Origin of the sequence: Mycobacterium sp. KBS0706, from assembly GCF_005938675.2 — a bacterium.
Classification (GTDB): Bacteria; Pseudomonadota; Alphaproteobacteria; order DSM-16000; family Inquilinaceae; genus Inquilinus.
In genome coordinates, this window is sequence record NZ_VCCH02000127.1 from 1 (window position 1) to 17,152 (window position 17,152).

General features: G+C 69.6%; 18 protein-coding genes and 1 pseudogene. 7 read left to right on the forward strand and 12 right to left on the reverse strand.

The genetic code is table 11. The features are described from left to right. The first annotated feature begins 324 nt into the window (after positions 1 to 324). The gene (locus FFK22_RS37150) at positions 325 to 1,353 is read left to right on the forward strand and encodes an OmpA family protein (protein WP_138892912.1); all 1,029 of its coding nucleotides are present in this window, start codon (positions 325 to 327) and stop codon (positions 1,351 to 1,353) included. 189 nt (positions 1,354 to 1,542) lie between these two features. Here FFK22_RS37150 and cysQ read toward each other — a convergent pair whose 3' ends face one another. Genes cysQ through FFK22_RS37165 form a run of 3 tightly spaced genes read right to left on the reverse strand, consistent with a single transcriptional unit; the run spans position 1,543 to position 3,991 of the window. After that, the gene (gene cysQ / locus FFK22_RS37155) at positions 1,543 to 2,322 is read right to left on the reverse strand and encodes a 3'(2'),5'-bisphosphate nucleotidase CysQ (RefSeq protein WP_138892913.1); all 780 of its coding nucleotides are present in this window, start codon (positions 2,320 to 2,322) and stop codon (positions 1,543 to 1,545) included. After that, on the reverse strand, positions 2,322 to 3,695 hold the full coding sequence (locus FFK22_RS37160; protein WP_138892914.1) for an aminotransferase: 1,374 nt from the start codon (positions 3,693 to 3,695) through the stop codon (positions 2,322 to 2,324). Before FFK22_RS37160 ends, cysQ begins: the two co-directional genes overlap by 1 nt. After that, positions 3,692 to 3,991: a helix-turn-helix transcriptional regulator gene (locus tag FFK22_RS37165; RefSeq protein ID WP_306770233.1), complete on the reverse strand. Its 300-nt coding sequence runs from the start codon at positions 3,989 to 3,991 to the stop codon at positions 3,692 to 3,694. The genes FFK22_RS37160 and FFK22_RS37165 overlap by 4 nt, the downstream gene beginning before the upstream one ends. On the opposite strand from FFK22_RS37165, the gene FFK22_RS44600 reads away from it, so the two are divergent. After that, positions 3,872 to 4,273 (forward strand): hypothetical protein, encoded by a 402-nt coding sequence (locus FFK22_RS44600; protein ID WP_306770234.1) that lies wholly within the window; start codon positions 3,872 to 3,874, stop codon positions 4,271 to 4,273. The genes FFK22_RS37165 and FFK22_RS44600 overlap by 120 nt on opposite strands. On the opposite strand, the gene FFK22_RS37170 is transcribed toward FFK22_RS44600, so the two are convergent. Then, positions 4,270 to 5,409, reverse strand: coding sequence for an acyltransferase (locus FFK22_RS37170; RefSeq protein ID WP_186002873.1), 1,140 nt, complete (start codon positions 5,407 to 5,409; stop codon positions 4,270 to 4,272). The two genes, FFK22_RS44600 and FFK22_RS37170, sit on opposite strands and share 4 nt — an antisense overlap. A 209-nt stretch (positions 5,410 to 5,618) precedes the next feature. Continuing rightward, a complete protein-coding gene (locus FFK22_RS37175; protein WP_138892917.1) occupies positions 5,619 to 6,473 on the reverse strand; it encodes a MurR/RpiR family transcriptional regulator in 855 nt (284 codons plus the stop codon). Positions 6,474 to 6,648: 175 nt separating this feature from the next. On the opposite strand from FFK22_RS37175, the gene FFK22_RS37180 reads away from it, so the two are divergent. The 4 genes from FFK22_RS37180 (at position 6,649) to FFK22_RS37195 (ending at position 10,966) form a co-directional block, all read left to right on the forward strand. Further along, the gene (locus FFK22_RS37180) at positions 6,649 to 7,542 is read left to right on the forward strand and encodes a BadF/BadG/BcrA/BcrD ATPase family protein (RefSeq protein ID WP_138892918.1); all 894 of its coding nucleotides are present in this window, start codon (positions 6,649 to 6,651) and stop codon (positions 7,540 to 7,542) included. Beyond that, on the forward strand, positions 7,539 to 8,651 hold the full coding sequence (gene nagA / locus FFK22_RS37185; protein WP_138892919.1) for an N-acetylglucosamine-6-phosphate deacetylase: 1,113 nt from the start codon (positions 7,539 to 7,541) through the stop codon (positions 8,649 to 8,651). Before FFK22_RS37180 ends, nagA begins: the two co-directional genes overlap by 4 nt. Then, positions 8,632 to 9,654, forward strand: a complete 1,023-nt coding sequence (locus FFK22_RS37190; RefSeq protein ID WP_221939145.1) for an SIS domain-containing protein — start codon at positions 8,632 to 8,634, stop codon at positions 9,652 to 9,654. The genes nagA and FFK22_RS37190 overlap by 20 nt, the downstream gene beginning before the upstream one ends. Before the next feature lie 199 nt (positions 9,655 to 9,853). Further along, positions 9,854 to 10,966 carry a branched-chain amino acid ABC transporter substrate-binding protein gene (locus tag FFK22_RS37195; RefSeq protein WP_138892920.1) on the forward strand — a complete coding sequence of 371 codons (1,113 nt, stop codon included), beginning with the start codon at positions 9,854 to 9,856 and terminating at the stop codon, positions 10,964 to 10,966. Between the two features lie 52 nt (positions 10,967 to 11,018). Here FFK22_RS37195 and FFK22_RS37200 read toward each other — a convergent pair whose 3' ends face one another. Continuing rightward, the gene (locus tag FFK22_RS37200) at positions 11,019 to 11,504 is read right to left on the reverse strand and encodes a DUF3280 domain-containing protein (protein ID WP_138892921.1); all 486 of its coding nucleotides are present in this window, start codon (positions 11,502 to 11,504) and stop codon (positions 11,019 to 11,021) included. A gap of 126 nt (positions 11,505 to 11,630) precedes the next feature. Here FFK22_RS37200 and FFK22_RS37205 point away from each other — a divergent pair, with 126 nt between their 5' ends. Next, on the forward strand, positions 11,631 to 12,695 hold the full coding sequence (locus FFK22_RS37205; protein ID WP_138892922.1) for a serine hydrolase: 1,065 nt from the start codon (positions 11,631 to 11,633) through the stop codon (positions 12,693 to 12,695). A 65-nt stretch (positions 12,696 to 12,760) separates the two neighbouring features. On the opposite strand, the gene rplS is transcribed toward FFK22_RS37205, so the two are convergent. From rplS to FFK22_RS37235, 6 genes and pseudogenes are all read right to left on the reverse strand, one after another. Continuing rightward, a complete protein-coding gene (rplS, locus tag FFK22_RS37210; protein ID WP_138892923.1) occupies positions 12,761 to 13,165 on the reverse strand; it encodes a 50S ribosomal protein L19 in 405 nt (134 codons plus the stop codon). After that, positions 13,162 to 13,971: a tRNA (guanosine(37)-N1)-methyltransferase TrmD gene (gene trmD, locus FFK22_RS37215; RefSeq protein ID WP_138892924.1), complete on the reverse strand. Its 810-nt coding sequence runs from the start codon at positions 13,969 to 13,971 to the stop codon at positions 13,162 to 13,164. Before trmD ends, rplS begins: the two co-directional genes overlap by 4 nt. Before the next feature lies 1 nt (position 13,972). Further along, complete coding sequence (rimM, locus tag FFK22_RS37220) at positions 13,973 to 14,530, reverse strand: ribosome maturation factor RimM (protein ID WP_138892925.1); 558 nt, start codon at positions 14,528 to 14,530, stop codon at positions 13,973 to 13,975. A 186-nt stretch (positions 14,531 to 14,716) separates the two neighbouring features. After that, positions 14,717 to 14,956 (reverse strand): annotated as a pseudogene (gene rpsP, locus FFK22_RS37225) (30S ribosomal protein S16); the annotation flags it as partial. A 60-nt stretch (positions 14,957 to 15,016) separates the two neighbouring features. Further along, the gene (ffh, locus tag FFK22_RS37230; RefSeq protein ID WP_138892926.1) at positions 15,017 to 16,414 is read right to left on the reverse strand and encodes a signal recognition particle protein; all 1,398 of its coding nucleotides are present in this window, start codon (positions 16,412 to 16,414) and stop codon (positions 15,017 to 15,019) included. Positions 16,415 to 16,749: 335 nt separating this feature from the next. Further along, a complete protein-coding gene (locus FFK22_RS37235; protein ID WP_138892927.1) occupies positions 16,750 to 17,028 on the reverse strand; it encodes a DUF1778 domain-containing protein in 279 nt (92 codons plus the stop codon). Positions 17,029 to 17,152 lie beyond the last annotated feature (124 nt).

Consider the following 17,152-nt stretch of genomic DNA (forward strand, 5'->3'; position numbering starts at 1 on the left):
AAATTTTCGGCCCAGTTGCTTGGATTTGTTCATAAATTTCTGATTTCTGTAGAATGCCGCCCGATACCGGGAATGTTACTGCCTTGTTGCATTCGCGCCGCCCTCTCCGACTGCGATGCTTTTCGGTTTCCAAAATCCAAACAATCGGTTAACCCCGGTCGGGAATGGCCGTGCGGGTCGGTGGTGCATCGCTGCAACACTGCGCGAAATTCGCAACAGCAAGGTCCATTTCAATTGCGGTCTAAGCCCGACCATCGTACATCCAAAGGGAGCGGTCTGGTCGCAGCCCTTGAAGGAAGCGGGGGACGAGACCTCGGTTGAACCGTGATCAGCGAGGTATTGGATATGAAGAAGAACTTGATGTACGCCGTCGGTGCGGCCGCCCTGCTCGTTGCAGCCCCGGCGATGGCGCAGGAGTTTCAGGCCACCGGTCTGTATGTCGGCGCCGGCGCCGGCGTGAACATCCGCCAGGATGACAACTTTAGCGTCAAGGGCACGAACCTCGACGGCGTGTCGAGCTACGACGTTGGCCCGGCCGGCAACATCTATCTCGGTTACGACTGGGGTTCGTTCCGTGCGGACGCTGAAGTCAGCCTGCGCACCAATGATGTGACCGAGGCGAAGATCGACAACAACACCTTCGCCAAGAACGGTTACTTCCGCACCATCGGCATCATGGCCAATGGCTACTACGACTTCGACTTCGGCTCGCCCTTCGTGCCGTACATCGGCGCCGGTGTCGGCGTCGCCATGCTCAACTCCGAGCTGAAGGCCAACGGCAACAAGTTCAACGACTTCAACACCCAGTTCGCCTATCAGGGCATCGCCGGTGTGTCGTACAACTTCGAGCCGAACATCGCCTTCAACCTCGAGTATCGCTACCTCGGCAACACCGAGCCGACCTTCACCGACAATGGCGTCAAGCTGAAGTACGACAGCAGCAACAACCACACCATCCTGCTTGGCGTGCGCTACACCTTCGCCCCGGCCCCGGTCGTGGAGAACGTGCCGGAAGTCGTGCAGGCCCGCAGCTACCTGGTGTTCTTCGACTTCGACAGCTCGCGTCTGACCCCGGAAGCCAAGCAGATCGTGGCCTCGGCCGCGGCTGACGCCCTCCAGGGCAAGACCACCCGCATCGACGTCACCGGCCACACCGACCGTTCGGGTTCGGACCGGTACAACCAGGCCCTGTCGGTGCGTCGCGCCGAGTCGGTCCGCCGCGAGCTGGTCGCGGACGGCGTTGCCGACAGCCTGATCGTCACCCGCGGCGTCGGCGAGTCCGATCCGCTGGTCCCGACCGCCGACGGTGTGCGCGAGCCGCAGAACCGCCGCGTCGAGATCGTCCTGAACTAAGACGGTCTTTAAAGATCCCATCGGGAGATTGGGGCGTCCTTCGGGGCGCCCCTTTCTTCGTCTGGGGTTTGGAAAAGTCTCCACTTCTTCGTCATCCCCGCGAAAGTGGGGATCTCGATGCGGACTGACCGGAGAAAGATTCCCGCTTTCGCGGGAATGACGATCGAAGAAGCGATCGGCGAGGCGCCGTCAGCCAGCCGCGGCCCCATGCGCGACGAAGCCGCTATTGGCGAAGCCGGGCTTGGCATAGGCCAGCGGATGGCCGGACGACGCGTCGTCGATGACGCCGCCGGCGGCGCGCAGCACGGCGTCGGCCGCCGCGGTGTCCCATTCCATGGTCGGGCCGAAGCGGAGATAGAGATCCGCCTCTCCCGCCGCGATCAGCGCGATCTTCAGCGAGCTGCCGAGGATCCGCCGCTCGGCGACATGACGGTCGCGCAGCGCGTCGTCCAGCCGGGAATCGTCGCGATGCGACCGGCTGGTCAGCACCACCAGCCCGTCCGCCGGCGGCGGCCGCACCATGATACGCCGCGGCGTCTCGTCACCCTGCTGCTGCCACGCCTCGCCGCCGGCCGCCCAGAAACGGCGGTCGAAGGCCGGCGCCTCGACCACGCCCAGCACCGGCAGGCCGCTCACCACCAGGGCGATGTTGACGGTGAACTCGCCGTTGCGGCGCAGGAACTCCTTGGTGCCGTCGACCGGGTCGACCAGCCAGAAGCGATCGGCCGCCGCCGGGATGCCATGAGCGGCGCAATGCTCCTCCGCCACCACCGGCACGCCCGGCAGCAGGGCGCGCAGGCCGGGCAGGATCAGCGCCTCGGCGGCGTGGTCCGCGGCGGTGACCGGGCTGCCGTCCTCCTTGCGCAGGCTGGCGCCGTCGAAGCTGTTGTAGATTTCGAGCACCACTTGGCCGGCGCGGCGGGCGAGGTCGACCACCGCCTCGACCGGAGGTAACGCATCGGCCGCCATCACGCGGCCTCACGCAGCGCCGACCAGGTCTCGTCCAGCGCCAGCTCGAAGCGCTGCAGCATCTCGGCCACGCCGGCTTCGTCGATGATCATCGGCGGGCAGAAGCCGATGACGTCGCCCGGCATGGCGCGGGTCAGCAGGCCATGCGCCTGGGCCCGGCGGACCAGGCCGGCGCCGATGCCGCGGGCCTTGTCGAAATTGGTCCGGGCGGCCTTGTCGGCCACCAGCTCGGCCCCGGCGATCAGGCCGAGGCCGCGCACCTCGCCGACCAGCGGATGGCCGGCATGGCGGCGCAGCCCTTCCTGCAGCGCCGCGCCGACCCGCCGGACGCGGCCGACGATGTCCATCTCGCGGTAGATCTTCAGCGTCTCCAGCGCCACCGCCGCAGCCACCGGATGGCCGCCATAGGTGTTGCCGTGGCCGAACATGCCGTGCTTGTCGCTGCCCGCCACCAGCGCCTCGTAGACCGGGCCGGAGACCAGCGTCGCCGCGATCGGCAGGAAGCCGGCCGAAAGCTGCTTGGCCACGGTCATGATGTCCGGCCGGATGCCGAAGCTGTCGCAGCCGAACCAAGCGCCGGTGCGGGCGAAGCCGCAGATCACCTCGTCGGCGATGAACAGGATGTCGTGCCGGCGCAGCACCGCCTGCACCTTCTCGAAATAGGTGCGCGGCGGCACGATCACGCCGCCCGCGCCCATCACCGGCTCGGCGATGAAGGCGGCCACCGTGTCCGGCCCCTCGGCCTGGATCGTCGCCTCCAGCTGCGCGGCCAGGCGGGTGGCGTAGTCCTCCTCGCTCTCGCCCGGCTCGGCGCCATGATAGTGGTGCGGCGTGTCGACATGCACCACCCGGCCGACCGGCAGGTCGAAGCCGTCCTGGGCATAGGCCAGGCCGGTCAGGCTGCCCGCCATCACGGTGACGCCGTGATAGCCCTTCCGCCGGGCGATGATCTTCTTCTTCTCCGGCCGGCCCAGCGCGTTGTTGACGTACCAGGCGATCTTGACCGCGAGGTCGTTGGCCTCGGAGCCGGAATTGACGAACAGCGCCCGCTCCAGCGGCTTCGGCGCGATCGCCATCAGCGCCTCGGCCAGGTCGACCAGCACGTCCGGCACCTTGCCGCCGAAGGCATGATAGAAGGGCAGCTGCCGCATCTGCCGCGTCGCCGCCTCGACCAGCCGCTCCTGGTCGAAGCCGAGCCCGGCGCACCACAGGCCGGCCAGCCCCTCGATGTATTCGCGCCCTTCCTCGTCATAGACGTGGATGCCCTTGCCGCGGCTGACCACCATCGGCCCGGTCTCGCGATGGGCGCTGAGATTGGTGTAGGGGTGCAGCAGGTAGGCGACGTCCCGCGCGGCGGTGGAGTTGGGGATCACGGGCGGCGTCCTCCGGCTGTTCGTTGGCGTCCGCCATCGTTACCGAAAGGTAAGGCGTCCGTCCCGGGCGTTTCGCGCATGGCAGGCGCCGTGGCCTGGAAATAACGTCGCGGCGTCACGCCGGTGGCCTGGCGGAAATCGCGGATGAAGGCGCTGGCCGATCCGAAGCCGAGATCATGCGCCACCGCGGTCACCGGGCCCCCCTCGGCGAGCCGGACCAGGGCGGCGCACAGCCGGATCTGGCGGCGCCAGGCGGTGAAGCTCATCCGCGCCTCGCGCTGGAAGGCCCGGGCCAGCGACCGCGTGGTGGTGCCCAACTGCGCCGCCCAGCCTGCCCCAGGCCGCGCGACCTGATTGACCCGCTGCTCGCGAGCGGCCCGCTCGGGATCGACTATGCCTGCCGGCTGGAGCTGAGCCCGCGATCACAGGCCGAGCTGGAGATCACGGCTTGGCGGCATCTGGAGGCCGTCGCCCCGCCCCCCGACCTGGCGGCGGAACTGGACCGCATCCTCGACGACGGCCGGCTGCACGGCTGCACCGACGCCGGCACCCTGTTGCTGACGGCGCGATTTCCCTAGGGTGCGCTGCCAGGCGACGCCGCCATGGTCGCCGGAGGCGACGTCCGCAGCGGGACCGGCAACCGCAGCGCCTTGGCCGCCCGGCGGATCACGGCGGCGGCCGACGAGACGCGGCGCAGCGCCGGCAACTCCACCAGGGTCCAGGAGAGGAAGGCCACCGGCAGCGTCACCAGCACCATCAGCGGGAACAGTTGCGGCCATAGCAGGCCGGGCCACAGGCTGACCAGGACCTGACCGACCGGCCAATGCCAGATATAGGTCGCATAGGACAGCTCGCCGACCCGGCCGTAGCCGAGAATCCAGCCTTTCGGCACCAGGGCGAGCCAGAGCGCGGCCGAGATGCAGGTCAGGATCGAGGGGAGCTCGGCCCATGCCGTCCCCCGTGCCAGCAGGGTCAGCCCGGCGAACAGCGCCACCAGCCAGAGCGACAGCGGGATCCAGCGGCGGCAATGGTAGATCGCGACGCCAATGGTGAAGCTGATGCCGAAACCGGCCATCGCGTCGACGGGCACGATCAAGCGGAGATGGGTGCCGAAAGTGACGCCGAAATAGAGACCGGCGATGATGGCCAGCGTCAGCGGCAGCCGCCTGGGCGACAGACATCCGGTCATCGACAGCAGCACCAGAACGACGTAGCAGATGATCTCGTAGAGCAGCGTCCACAGCGACGGATTGACAGCGGTCGCCCATGGCACGGTCTCGAACATGCCCGGCAGGCCGGGCACGAACAGCCCGCTCGACGCCTTCGGCAGATAGAGCCAAGTGTCCAGCCGGCTGAAATAGTCGGGGACCGGCAGGCTGGTCATCAGCGGGCCGATCAGGAAGACCATGACGGCGGAGTACAGCAGCAGCGGCGGGACGATCCGCGTTACCCGGGCTGCGGCGTAAGCGCAGAGCGAGGCGCGCTTGTCCAGACTCATCGCCACCATGATGCCGCTGAAGGTGAAGAACAGCCGCAGCGCGTTCTTGCCCATCAGGATCAGCGCGGACACGAAGTCCGGATCATGCTGGTGATAATAGGGCTCCATGCCGCTGATTTCGATCGAATGTGCGAAGATGATGAACAGCGCGCCAATCATGCGGCACAGATGGAAGTTATTCCGCCGCGACTCCATCGCCTGGTGCAGTGTCCGCACGCGCCCCTCCATCGCAGCCTGATGCCGCTCGCGCGGACGATCGGCAAGGCGTCGACATTTTTTCGGCAGGCGACACCGCACCGCGCCGCAGCCGCGTTCGTCGACATACCCGACTGCTCGATCGAGGATCCGCCAGGATAGGAATATCGATCAAGGCGGCTACAAGGCGGACAGAGCTACCCGAAGGACGGAGGAAACTGCCTTGTTTATCAGCCGTCCTGCGCCTCGTGCCGGCGGCCGAGCGCCACGGCGAGGGTCAGGGCGAGGCAGGGCGTGGCCGAAAGCGAGCGGAAGGCGTCGATCTCGCCCTCATGCACCACGAAGCAGGCATCGGCGATCGGGTAGACCGGGCTGAGGTCACTGTCGGTGATGGCGACGATCGGCACCCCGGCGGCGCGGGCCCGGCGCGCCACCTCCTGCACGTCGGGGGCGTAGCTGCGGAAGGTGACGACGAACAACGCGTCGCCGGGGCGGATCGCCCGCGACTGCTCGGCCAGCATGCCGCCGAAATTGTCGAGCAGATGCACCGGCCGGTCGAGCTGGGCCAGCAGGTAAGAGAGGTAGACCGCGATCGGGAAGGACCGGCGCTGCGCCGCCAGATGGATGCAGTCGGCCCGCGCCAGGATGTCGACCGCCCGGGCGAACACCGCCGGGTCGACATCGCCGCGCAGCCGCTCCAGCGCGCCGACCGAGATGTCGATGAAGGCGTTGAGCGGGCCGGACGACGTCTCGGCCCCGCCGAAGCGGGCGTCGAGCGTGCGGATCCGCGCCTCGTAGCTCGGCATCCGCTCGACCAGCTGGGCCCGGAACAGGCGCTGCATCTCGGAGAAGCCGTCGAAGCCCAGCGCCTGGGCGAAGCGGACCAGCGCCGAGGGCTGGACCTCGGCCTTGGCGGCGATCACCGCCACCGTCTCCAGCGCGATCACGTCGGGATGGGCCAGGGCGAATTCGGCGATGGTCTTCAGCCGCTTGCTCAGCGCCGGGTAGCGGGCGGCGATGGCGCCGCGCAGCGCCTCGAAGCTGTCGGGCGCCGGGTCGACCGTTGCCGCTTCCGTCCCTGCCATGCCTGTTCGTTCCAAACGTTCCAAGACTTGGAACAATAATCTCGAAATCGGCCGCGGGGGAACCGCCATTCGCTGTGGCCCGGCCGCCGCGCGAGTGGTATAGACCATCTGACACGATGACGCTGCCGCCGGGGCTTGCTAGCGTCCCGCGCCGAAAAGCATCCAGGACCAAGGCATGGCGATCCGCATCCATATCGGCGTCGATGGCGGCGCGACCGGCACCAGGCTCCGCGCCGTCGATCCGGACGGGCGCGTGCTCGGCGAGGGCACGGCCGGCCCGTCCAGCCTGACCCTCGGCGTCGACGGCGCCTGGGCCCAGATCCGCATTGCCCTCGATGCCGCCGGCATCGCCGCGGCGGACTATGGCCACGCCGTGCTGGCCTGCGGCCTGGCCGGCACCGGCCGGCCGGACAAGCGCGCCGAGTTCCGGACCAAGGCCCTTGGCTTCGCCCGGCTGCGCCTGTGCTCCGACGCCCATGCCACGACGCTGGGCGCCCATGGCGGCCGGCCCGGCGCCGCGATCGCGCTGGGCACCGGCACGGTCGGCGGCTCCCTCACCGCCGACGGCACCACCCGCCAGGTCGGCGGCTGGGGCTTCCCGGTCGGCGACGAGGGCAGCGGCGCCTGGCTGGGCCTCAAGGCGCTGGGCGAGGCGCTGCAGCTGCTGGACGGCCGCGCGATCGACCCGCCCGGCGGCTCGGCCCTGCACCGCGCGATGTTCGAGACCTGCGGCGCCACCGCGCCGGAGCTGTTGTCCTGGACCTACCAGGCGCCGTCGACCAAATACGCCACGCTGGCGCCGATCGTGGTCCGGCTGGCAGGGGAAGGCGACCCCGCGGCGGTGCGGCTGATGCAGGCGGCTGGGCGCGAGGTCGACCGGCTGGCCCGCGCCCTCGACCCCGACGGCACCCTGCCCTTCTGCGCCGGCGGCAGCCTGGCGGCGCCGCTGCGCCCCTATATGGACCCGACCATCACGGCCCGGCTGCGCCCGCCGCTGGGCGACGCCCGCGACGGCGCCGTGCTGCTGGCCCGGTCCCTGGCCCCCGGCGAAGCCTGGAGCGACGCATGACCAAGAGTCTCGAAGGCCGCATCCTGACGCCCGGCGGCTGGGTCGCTGGCCGCATCGCCTTCGACACGCATATCCGCGGCATCGAGCCGGTCGACGGGCTGGCCATGGAGGCAGGGGGCCCGGTGATCCTTCCCGGCTTCATCGACCTGCACTGCCATGGCGGCGGCGGCGCCGATGCGATGGAGGGCGAGGCCTCGATCCGCACCCTGGCCCGCACCCATGCAAGGCACGGGACGACGTCGCTGCTGGCCACCACCATGACCTCGCCGGTCGAGGAGATCGAGACGGCGCTGGACGGCGCCGGCCGGGTCGTCGCCGGACGGCGGCCGGGCGAGGCACGGGTGCTGGGCGTGCATCTGGAAGGCCCGTTCATCAGTCCGGACCGGCTGGGCGCCCAGCCGCCCTATGCCATCCCGGCCGACCTCGCGCGCATGGCGGATTTCTGCGACCGCGCCGATATCCGGGTCGTCACCTGGGCGCCCGAGGCCGACCCCGACGGCAGCCTGCAGGCCTTCCTCGCCGCCCGTGACATCCGGGTACAGCTGGGCCATTCCTCCTGCGACTACGAGACGGCGGCCGAAGCCTTCTCGCGCGGGGTCGACGGCGTCACCCACATGTTCAACGCCATGACGGCGCTGCATCACCGCGCCCCCGGCATCGTCGGCGCCGCCTTGGCCCATGCCGAGCATGCCGAGCTGATCCCTGACCTGCTGCATGTCCATCCCGGCGCCATCCGCGCGGCGCTGCGGGCGATCCCGTCGCTCTACGCCGTCACCGACGCCACCGCCGCCTCCGGCATGCCCGACGGCGACTACCGGCTGGGCCGGCACACGGTGCGAAAATGCGGCAACGGCGTGCGGCTGGACGACGGCACCCTGGCCGGCAGCTGCCTGACCATGGACCGCGCCTTCGCCAACTTCATCGCCATCGGCCTGGCGCCGGAGGAGGCGTCGCGCCGTACCTCGACCCTGGCCGCCGATTATCTCGGCCTGGCCGATCGCGGCCGCCTGGCGCCCGGCGCCTGGGCGGACATCGTCGTTCTCGACGCCGACCTGAAGGTCACGAGCGTCCATGTCGAAGGAGAGTCGATTGACCTCGATCATGCTTGAGGAGGCGCGCGAGGCCCCGGCCCGCATCGCCGACCTGCTGGCCGCCGGCGCGGAGATCACCCGCGACCTGGCCGCCCGGCTGCGCGCCGACCGGCCGCGCTTCGCCGTGACCATCGCCCGCGGCAGCTCCGACCATGCCGCGACCTACGCCGCCTATCTGCTGGGCAGCCGGCTCGGCGTCGTCACCGCCTCGCTGCCGCCGTCGCTGGAGACGCTGGGCCATTCCGACCTGGACCTGAAGGGCAGCCTGGCCATCGCCGTGTCGCAGTCCGGCCGCAGCCCAGACCTGGTGACGCCGGTGCGCCGGGCCCGCGAGCGCGGAGCACTGACCGTCGCCGTGCTGAACTCGACCGACAGCCCGGCCGCCCAGGCGGCCGAGGTCGTGCTGGATCAGCATGCCGGGCGCGAGCGCGCGGTGGCCGCGACCAAATCCTACATCGCCAGCCTGGTGGTCCCCGCCCGGCTGGTCGCCGAATGGGCCGAGGATGCGGAGCTGAAGGCTGCGCTGCAGCGCCTGCCCGAGGCGCTGGAGGCGGCCGTGCGTTGCGACTGGTCGCCGGCGATCGACGCGCTGGTGAAGGCCGACCGGATGATGGTCGCCGGCCGCGGCCTGAACTTGGGCGTCGCCCAGGAGAGCGCGCTGAAGTTCAAGGAGACCTGCATCCTGCAGGCCGAGGCGATGAGTGCGGCCGAGATCATGCACGGCCCCAAGGCGCTGGTCGAAGCCGGCTATCCGGTGCTGGCCTACGCCCCGAACGACGGCGGGCGCGACAGCGTGCTGAAGATGGCGGCGGAGTTCCGCGGCCTGGGCGCCAATGTCCTGCTGGCCGGCGCGCCGGGCGTGGAGGGCGCCACCCTGCCGCTGCCGCCGCCACTGCACCCGGCGCTGGACCCGATCCTGGCGATCGGCGCCTTCTACCCCTTCGTCGCCGCCCTGTCGGAAGCCCGCGGCCTGTCGCCCGACGCGCCGCGCAACCTGAGCAAGGTGACCGAGACGGTCTGATTCGAGACAAATCCGGGCGATCGCGCCGGCCGGGATATTTTCCTGACGGAATGCCCCGGCCGGCCGATCGAAACGAAACCGGGACGGGCCGAAACGCCGGGTCCCGCAACAAACGAATTCACGCCGGGCCTGCAATCGCTTTACCCTCTTGCCCAAAGTGCGGGCATCCGGCCCGCCGGAGTGAAGAGGGGAGATTCGCATGAGCAGATTCCGCAGCGGGACGATGGCCTCGGCCCTGGCCCTGGCCACCGTCTTCGCCGGATCGGCCGCCTGGGCCGACGTCACCATCGGGGCCGCTTTCGTGCTGAGCGGCGGCAATGCGCCCTATGGGCTGCAGGAGCGGCGCGGCGTCGAGGCGGCGGTCGAGGTGATCAACGCCGCCGGCGGGGTCAATGGCGAGAAGATCGTGGTCGAGTTCGGCGACGATGCCGGCGACCCGCGCCAGGCCGTGCAGGTCGCCAACGACCTGGTCAACAAGAAGGTCGTCGCGGTCGTCGGCCACACCCTGTCGGGCGCCACGGTCGCCGCCGCGCCGATCTATGACGAGGAAGGCGTGATCATGATCACGCCCTCGGCCACCGCGGTGGACCTGACCGAGAAGGGCTACAAGACCGTGTTCCGCACGGTCGTCCGCGACGACCAGCAGGGCAAGGTCGCCGGCGCCTACATCGCCGACAAGTTCAAGGACAAGAAGATCGCCTTCGTCCAGGACTCGACCACCTACGGCAAGGGCCTGGCCGACGCCACCAAGGCGGTGGTCAACGCCGCCGGGGTGAAGGAGACGGCGTATGAGACGATCACGCCGGGCGAGCTCGACTACTCGGCCACGATCTCGAAGCTGAAGTCGCAGAACATCGACGTCGTCTATTATGGCGGCCTGTACAACGAGGCCGGCCTGCTGCTGCGGCAGATGCGCGACCAGGGCCTGAAGGCGCAGTTCATCTCCGGCGACGGCCTGTATGCCCAGGATTTCTGGTCGATCGTCGGCCCGGCCGGCGAGGGCGTGCTGCTGACCATCGACAACCCGCCCGAGACCAACCCGGCGGCGAAGGACGTGGTCGCGGCGCTGAAGGCGAAGGGCATCGACCCGGCCGGCTACACCCTCTACGCCTATGCCGCGGTGCAGGCCTGGGCCGAGGCGGCGAAGAAGGCCGGCTCGAACGATCCGGCCAAGGTCGCCGCGGCGCTGCATGACGGCAGCAGCTACAAGACCGTGATCGGCGACATCGCCTATGACGCGAAGGGCGACCGCACCAAGTCCGGCTACGCCCTGTTCAAGCGCGTCGGCACGAATGTCGAGCCGGTGAAGTAAGCCGCAGCGTCGATCGGATGTGCGAGGGCCGGCCCAGCGCCGGCCCTTTTTTTCATGGCGCCTGCCGCAGCAGCCGCTCGTCGACCAGGAAGTCGACGCCGCGCAGCCAGGCCGCGTCGGTGTCGCCGCGGATCTGGCCCTGGACATGGGCGACATACTGGCCGCTGCGCAGGTCGGCGACCCGGATGTCCATGGTCGAGATCAGGGTCGAGACCTTGTGGACGGAGGCCAGCACCGCCAGCTCCGCCCCGCTCTCCCGCGCGACGTCCAGCCAGCAGCCGCCGCAGCTGTAGCGCGGCGCCGTCGCTGCGACCTTTGCCGCCAGTGGAGTCAGGTCGACCGAGCGGTAGCGGCCGGATTGCTCCAGCTTGCGGACCAACTCTGCGGTGGCCAGCGCGATCCGCGCGTCATGGCCGGGCGAGGCGACCTCGCCACTGGTGTCGGCCAGCTCGAACGGGAACACCGCCGTCAGCACCGGCGTCTGCGCCACGGCGGGTCCGGCGATCAGAAGGATCGGGATCAGCCAGCGCCACGGCATCACCGGCCTCCGTTGCTGCGAGTCCACCGAGCCTAGTCCGGGAGGCCGGCGGTGGAAACGCGACTTACGGAGAAGGCTTGCGGACGGGGCCCTTGCGCTCCGCTGCGCCAGGCCCACATTCGCGGGATGCGACGGCTCCGGACCCGGCTGCTGCCCTTGATCGCGTCCGGCCTGGTGCTGGCGGCGGCGCCTGTGTTCGCCCAGACTTTCCCCAGGCCCCTGGTTGCGACAGCGCCGGAGCGGCAGCTCGATCCGGCCCGGCTGGAGGCCGTGCTGCAGCGGGCGGCGGCACTGCCGCGGCTGCGGGCGCCGATCATCGCCTGCGACGGGGTGACGGTGGCGGAGCGCGCCTTCCGCGGCCCGGGGCTGGACCGGCCGGTCAACATCAAGTCGGCGTCGAAATCGGTCCTGTCGGCGCTGGTCGGCATCGCCCTCGAGCGCCGGGTCTTCACCGGGCTCGACCAGCCGGTCGCCGCGATCCTGTCCGACGAGCTGCCGCCGAACCCGGACCCGCTGCTGGTCCAGGTCACCATCGACCACCTGCTGTCGATGAGGGCCGGGCTCGACCGCACCTCCGGCCCGAATTACGGGCGCTGGACCAGCAGCCCGGACTGGGTGCGCTACATCCTGTCCCGGCCCTTCATCGACCGGCCCGGCGGGCGGATGCTGTATTCGACCGGCGACAGCCATCTGCTGTCGGCGGCCCTGACCCGGGCGACCGGCCGCAGCACGCTGGCGCTGATGCGCGACTGGCTGGGCCGGCCGCTGGACATCGCCATCCCGGAGTGGCCACGCGACCCGCAGGGCATCTATGTCGGCGGCAACGACATGGTGCTGTCGCCCCGCGCCCTGTTGCGCTTCGGCGAGCTGTACCGCCAGGACGGGGTGATCGACGGCCGGCGGGTGCTGCCCGAGGGCTGGGTCGAGGCGTCCTGGACGCCACGCACCCGGTCGCCCTTCACCGGCCATGCCTATGGCTATGGCTGGTTCATCACCGCGGCGCAGGGCCATCCGGTCTACTACGCCTGGGGCTTCGGCGGGCAGATGGTCTATGTCGTGCCCGATCTCTGCCTGACCGTGGTCATGACGTCGGACCCGACCGCGCGGTCCCGCGACGGCTATCTCGAGCAGCTGCACGGGCTGCTGGCCGAAGGCATCGTCCCGGCGGCGGAGCCGCGCCCGGCCGGCTGACGGCACACATGAAAAGGGCCGGCGCAGTGCGCCGGCCCTTCAGCAATTCCGATCCGGACGGACGGTCAGGCCTGGGCCTTCTTGTCCTGAGCCTTGCTGTCCTGGGGCTTGTTGTCCCGGCGCTCGGTAATGCGCGCGGCCTTGCCGCGACGGTCGCGCAGGTAATACAGCTTGGCGCGGCGGACGGCGCCGCGGCGGACGACCTCGATCGAGTCGATGCGCGGGCTGTACAGCGGGAAGACGCGCTCGACGCCCTCGCCATAGCTGATCTTGCGGACGGTGAAGTGGCTGTTCAGGCCGGCATTCTTGCGGCCGATGCAGACGCCCTCATAGGCCTGCACGCGCTCGCGCGTGCCTTCGATGACCTTGACGTTCACCTTGACGGTGTCGCCGGGCTGGAAATCCGGGATCTTGCGGTCGGCGGTCAGCCTGTCGACCTGTTCCTGCTCGATCGTCTGAATGATGTTCATGGCTCTCGTCCTTCTTGTTCCTTGGTCACTCTTCGGTCTCGGCCCAGGCGCTTTCGGACGTGGCTCCCGCCGCCTTCGGCCCTTTCGGGGTTCACGGCGAGGTATCGCTGCCAGAGGTCCGGGCGTCGCTCCCGGGTGATGCTTTCCGCCTGTTCCAGGCGCCAGCGCCGCACCTTCGCGTGATCGCCGGAGACCAGGATCTCCGGCACCGCGCGGGGTGCGCCGTCGGCGCCCGTCCACAGGGCCGGCCGGGTATAGTGCGGGTACTCCAGGAGACCCGCCCCGAACTCGGCCCCGAAACTCTCCTCCCCGGCGCTCTCCGCGTTGCCCATGACGCCGGGGAGCAGGCGCACCACGGCATCGATCAGGGCCAGCGCGGCGATCTCGCCGCCGGACAGGATGAAATCGCCCAGGCTGACCTCCTCCGCCCCCTGGGCGTCGAGAAGCCGCTGGTCGACCCCTTCATACCGGCCGCAGAGCAGGACGACCGCCTGTTCCGCCGCCAGCTCCCGCACCAGCGCCTGATCGAGCAGCCGGCCGCGAGGACTCAGATAGATCAGCCGCTCCCCCGGGCGGCGGACCGCCTGCACGGCGTCGTCCAGAACCTGGGGAAGCATGACCATGCCGGCGCCGCCCCCGAAGGGGGCGTCGTCGACCGAGCGGTGCTTATCGCGCGCAAAACCGCGAATGTCCACCGATTCCAGCATCCAGTCGCCGCGGGCCAGCGCCCGGCCGGCCAGGGACTGGCCGAGCGGGCCCGGAAACATCTCCGGAAACAGCGTCAGGATGCGGGCGGTCCAAGGCATCTCAGCCCTCGCCGTCCTCGGCGTCGCCCTCTTCCGGCGGCCGCTCCGCCGGTTCCAGCAAGCCGGCCGGCGGGTCGATCACGATGCGGCGGCCGGCAATGTCGACCACCGGCACCGCGGCCCGGGTGAAGGGCACCATGACGGCGCTGCCCCGGGCCCGGTCGATCTCCAAGAACTCGCCGGCGCCGAAATCGAACACGGCGCGGACCGTGCCGAAGCTCGACCCGTCCGCCAGCACCGCCGACAGGCCGATCAGGTCGGCGTGGTAGAACTCGTCCTCCTCGGCCTCCGGCAGCGCGGTTCGGTCGACATAGAGGCGCAGGCCGCGCAGGGCGTCGGCCGCGTCGCGGTCGGCGACGCCGTCGACCCGCGCGATCCACTGGTCCTTGGCCCAGGACAGCAGATGCAGCGCGAGACGCCGCGCCCCGGCCTCGTCCGAGACCGGGCCATAGGCGGTCAGGTCCTCCGGGGCGGCGGTGAAAGGCTTGACCTTCACCAGGCCGCGGACGCCGTGCGCCCCGGTGATCTGGCCGACGCAGACCTTGGAGGATGCAGCCATCGGATATGGTCCGACGGACGCCCTTCACCCCGTCCGGGGCAAGGGCGCCCAGTCGGATCAGGCCTCGGCCGGGGCCTCGGCGGCCTTGGCGGCGGCTTCGGCCGCAGCCTTGGCACGCTCCTGGGCCTTCGCCTTCGGGGCCGACTTCGACGGGGTCTCGCGGTACTTCGGCATCGGCGCCAGCTCGGCCTGGCCGAGGAACTTGGCGACGCGCTCGGTCGGCTGGGCGCCGACCGACAGCCAATGCTTGATCCGGTCGGCCTTCAGCACCAGGCGCTCCGGATGATCCTTCGCCAGCATCGGGTTGTAGGTGCCGACCTTCTCGACGAAGCGGCCGTCGCGCGGGCTGCGCGTGTCGGCGATCACGATCGAGTAGAACGGGCGCTTCTTGGCGCCGCCACGGGTCAGGCGGATCTTGACGGACATTACGGTACTCTCCTCAGGTCTAACTCAGTAAAACTCACAAAGGACGGCCGGAACCGCCCGTTACATCTTGAAGCCCGGTGGCAGCATGCCGGGCGGCAGCTTGGGCATGCCGCGCATCATCCCGGCCTTCCCCAGCTTCTTCATCCGCTTCATCATGTCGGCCATCTGCTGATGCTGTTTCAGCAGCTTGTTCACGTCCTGCACCGTGCTGCCGGACCCGGCGGCGATGCGGATCTTGCGCTTGGCGTGGATGATCTTCGGGTTGCGGCGCTCGACCGGCGTCATCGAGGAGATGATCGCCTCCTGCCGCTTGATCATCTTGTCGTCCATGCCGGCGGTCTTCATCTGGTCCTTGATCTTGCCGACGCCGGGCAGCATGCCCATCAGCCCCTGCAAGCCGCCCATCTTGCGCATCTGGCGCAGCTGGGACGCCAGGTCCTCCAGGTCGAACTCGCCCTTCTGGATCTTGGCCGCGAGCTTCTCGGCATCCTCCTTCTCGATCGTCGCCGCCGCCTTTTCGACCAGGCTGACGACGTCGCCCATGCCGAGGATGCGGTTGGCGATGCGGTCGGGATGGAACAGCTCCAGCGCGTCCATCTTCTCGCCCACGCCGATCAGCTTGATCGGCTGGCCGGTGACGGCGCGCATCGACAGGGCCGCGCCGCCGCGGCTGTCGCCGTCGACCCGGGTCAGGACGATGCCGGTGACACCGACCCGCTCATGGAAGGTGCGGGCGACATTGACCGCGTCCTGGCCGGTCATGGCGTCGGCCACCAGCAGGGTCTCGGTCGGCTTGGTGGCGTCGCGGATCGCCACCACCTCGGCCATCAGTTCCTCGTCGATGGCGAGGCGGCCGGCGGTGTCGAGCAGGACGACGTCGAAGCCCTCGAGCCGGCCGCGCTCCATGGCGCGGCGGGCGATGGCCAGCGGCTCCTGCCCCGGCACGATCGGCAGGGTGGTGACGCCGATCTGCTCGCCCAGGATCTTCAGCTGCTCCTGCGCCGCCGGGCGCCGCGTGTCGAGCGATGCCATCAGGACCTTGCGGTTGTCGCGGTCCTTCAGGCGCAGGGCCAGCTTGCCGGTGGTGGTGGTCTTGCCCGAGCCCTGCAGGCCGACCATCAGCACCGGCACCGGCGGCACGGCGATCAGATTGATCGGGGTGGCGGCGTTGAGGTCCGGCGCCTCGCCGGGCGTACCGCCCAGCATCTCGATCAGGCAGTCATGGACGATCTTGATGACCTGCTGGCCGGGGGTGACCGAGCGCAGCACCTCCGCCCCGACCGCCCGCTCGCGGGCCTTGTCGACGAAGTCCTTGACCACCGGCAGGGCGACGTCGGCCTCGAGCAGCGCCACGCGCACCTCGCGCAGGGCGGCGCCGACGTCGGCCTCCGTCAGCGCGCCGCGCTTGCGAAGCCGGTCGAAGATGTCGCCGAGACGGCCGCTCAGACCTTCGAACATGATCGCCCTTCGAATTCCGTGACCCCAAACGGAAAAGCGCCAGTGCGCGATACTCGCGGACTGGCGGCACCCCATGGGGTCTCGCTGCGGGCCGATCCCGCAACAGTCGGTCTTTTAGGCGGGGATGGGCAAGGAGTCAACCGGCCGCCGTCGTCAAACGGGGGTCATACCTGCCGGGTGCTAAATCTGACCGGCAGCGCTCAAGTCCGGCGCAAAGTCGGCGAGGCTTGCAACAAGCGTCAATGGCTTGCCTTCGAGCGGCACGGCGTCGCCACAATCGAACGTCTTGCGGTCATGGCTTCTGCTGATGGGTTCTTCATGCCAAGCCGGAGGCGTCATTCGGGCTTGGGCATGGCGGCGATCGCTGCGCGCATCCTGTCGTTCAGCGGTCGTGGATTTTGCAGCAGGTCGAGCACGAGCAGGCTGTCCCGCTCGGACAGTCTGATCCGGTCGGCGTCCTCGATCACGGCTTCGGCCTCTCGAAGCGCCGACTGCGTGACGAAACTGGTCAGATCGGTGTTCCGTAGCGCCGCCGCCCGCGAAAGCGTCGCCTTCACCTTCGGGGTGACGCGCAGATTCAATCGCTTGTTGTCGTCAATGGAGGCGCGCGGCATGGCTGGTCCTGACCCTGTACTGATTTAAAGCGTACGCTCCAGCAAACCCCATCAAATCAGTACGCTTTGAAGGCTCACGCAGCGAGGCAACGCACCACGCCATAGGCGCGCGGACGCGCGCAGA

Bases quoted from the DNA above. Each gene is read 5' to 3' on its own strand.
- cysQ (WP_138892913.1), bottom strand. From the start codon at position 2,322: ATGGCGGCCGATGCGTTACCTCCGGTCGAGGCGGTGGTCGACCTCGCC.
- FFK22_RS44600 (WP_306770234.1), top strand. From the start codon at position 3,872: ATGCGCCACCGCGGTCACCGGGCCCCCCTCGGCGAGCCGGACCAGGGC.
- FFK22_RS37175 (WP_138892917.1), bottom strand. From the start codon at position 6,473: ATGGCAGGGACGGAAGCGGCAACGGTCGACCCGGCGCCCGACAGCTTC.
- FFK22_RS37180 (WP_138892918.1), top strand. From the start codon at position 6,649: ATGGCGATCCGCATCCATATCGGCGTCGATGGCGGCGCGACCGGCACC.
- nagA (WP_138892919.1), top strand. From the start codon at position 7,539: ATGACCAAGAGTCTCGAAGGCCGCATCCTGACGCCCGGCGGCTGGGTC.
- FFK22_RS37195 (WP_138892920.1), top strand. From the start codon at position 9,854: ATGAGCAGATTCCGCAGCGGGACGATGGCCTCGGCCCTGGCCCTGGCC.
- FFK22_RS37200 (WP_138892921.1), bottom strand. From the start codon at position 11,504: ATGCCGTGGCGCTGGCTGATCCCGATCCTTCTGATCGCCGGACCCGCC.
- FFK22_RS37205 (WP_138892922.1), top strand. From the start codon at position 11,631: ATGCGACGGCTCCGGACCCGGCTGCTGCCCTTGATCGCGTCCGGCCTG.
- rplS (WP_138892923.1), bottom strand. From the start codon at position 13,165: ATGAACATCATTCAGACGATCGAGCAGGAACAGGTCGACAGGCTGACC.
- trmD (WP_138892924.1), bottom strand. From the start codon at position 13,971: ATGCCTTGGACCGCCCGCATCCTGACGCTGTTTCCGGAGATGTTTCCG.
- rimM (WP_138892925.1), bottom strand. From the start codon at position 14,530: ATGGCTGCATCCTCCAAGGTCTGCGTCGGCCAGATCACCGGGGCGCAC.
- ffh (WP_138892926.1), bottom strand. From the start codon at position 16,414: ATGTTCGAAGGTCTGAGCGGCCGTCTCGGCGACATCTTCGACCGGCTT.
- FFK22_RS37235 (WP_138892927.1), bottom strand. From the start codon at position 17,028: ATGCCGCGCGCCTCCATTGACGACAACAAGCGATTGAATCTGCGCGTC.